This window comes from Bradyrhizobium valentinum, assembly GCF_001440405.1.
Classification (GTDB): Bacteria; Pseudomonadota; Alphaproteobacteria; order Rhizobiales; family Xanthobacteraceae; genus Bradyrhizobium; species Bradyrhizobium valentinum.
The window spans coordinates 1-1648 of sequence record NZ_LLXX01000129.1 but is presented as its reverse complement, the minus strand read 5'-3'; the positions used below and the strand labels follow the sequence as shown (position 1 = coordinate 1648).

At 67.5% G+C, this 1648-nt stretch carries 1 protein-coding gene; it reads right to left on the bottom strand.

Translation table 11 applies throughout. The features are described from left to right. A partial coding sequence (locus CP49_RS22395) for a TIGR02302 family protein (RefSeq protein WP_063791744.1) occupies window positions 1-1648 on the bottom strand: 1648 nt, incomplete at both ends.

Below are 1648 nucleotides of genomic sequence, written 5' to 3'. Positions count from 1 at the left end.
CCCTTGCGCAGCGCGTCCAGCGCACGGCCCTGGGAGTCCACCGCGCCGTCGGCATTGCCTTCGCCGAGCCGGCCAGTGGCATCGCCCATCGCCGAGTCGGCCTGATCGAGCCCGTCCTCGCCGTCGCCCTGGTCGCCGCCTTGACCCTGCTGGCCCTGCCCCTGTTCGCCGCGCTGGCCCTGCTGCCCCTGTTGGCCCTGTTGGCCGCGCTGTCCCGGCCCCATGCCGCGCTTGGCAAGTTCTTCCTGCAATTTCTTCAGCCGGTCGCGCAGGCTCTGCTGGTCCTGCTGCAGGTCGCCCATGCTCTGGTCGCCCTGCTTGTCACCCTGCTTGCCGCGCATACGGTCGCGCCTGGAATCCTGGCCCTGCTTGTAGGTCTTGTCGCGCAATTGCTGCTGCTTGCGGATCATGTCGCCGAGCTCGTTCAGCGCCTGCTCCATGTCGTCGCCGCCCTGACCGGGCTGCGCCATCTGCAGGTTTTCCAGCATCTGCTGGAGCTGTTCCAAGAGCTGCTTGGCGGCATCCTTGTCGCCGGAACGCGACATCCGCTCCAGCCGGTCGAGCATGCTCTTGAGATCCTGCTGGCTCAGCATCTTCGTGTTGGGATCGAGCGGACGGGCCAATTGCTGCGGGTTGTTGCGGAACTGCTCGGCGAGCTGGCGCAGGAAATTGTCCAGCGCGGCGCGCAGATTGTCCGTAAGCTTCTTGATCTCCTCGTCGGTGGCGCCACGTTCCAGCGCCTGCTTGAGCGCCTCCTGCGCCGCGCGCAGCGCCTTGTCGACATCGGTGATGTTGCCGTCCTCGATGGTCACCGCAAGCGCCCACAGGCTGGCGACGACGTCACGCAGAGCGGCGTCGGTGCGCGCCGCCTCCAGTTGGTGCTTAACGCTGAAGAGCCCGAGATAATGCCCGGCCTCCGGCGTGAATAGTTCCGGCGCGATCATCAGCGCATCAAGCGCGGTATAGACTTGCGAATTCTGGTTGGCGTCGAGCGCCAGAATGCGGCGCTGCTCGATCAGGGCGCGCGCCAACGGCTTGGTGAACAGCCGCTCCGGCAGCCGCATGTTGAACGGCTCGCTCTTGCCTTCATTGCCGGCCTCGTCCTTGGCCGTGAGCGTCAGCGTCACGTCGGCGCCGGCATAGGGATCTTCGCTGAGATCCTTCACCGTCTGGCCGACGCCGTTGCGGGTGCGTGCATTCGGCAGCACCAGCGCAAACTGCGGCGGCTCGAACAGCGGCCGCGGCTCGGCCTTGTCGGCCTCCTTGTTCTTGCCTTCCTTGCCTGCATCGGCAGTGCGGGGGGCGAATTGCGCGCGCGCTTCGGTGACGCCGTAATCGTCCTCGATCTTGTAGGACATCTGCAGCGAGCCGCGGGCCTGGCGTTCCGGATCCTTCGCCAGCGAGATGGCCGGCGCACGGTCGGGCATGGCCGCGAAGCGCCACAGCGGCTGGCCGGACGGCGCGCGGACATGCGCGGAGCCGTCGCCCGTGATCTTGAAATGCCGTTCGTTGGTGCCCTTCGGCGCCTGCTCGCCCGGCGCAACCTCGGTCACGCCACCGCCGACCACGACGTCGGTCGTGCCGCCGCTGGAACGCACCAGCAGCGTGCTGCCGGAAGGCACCGGCAACGGTGCTCCGCTATCGGGCG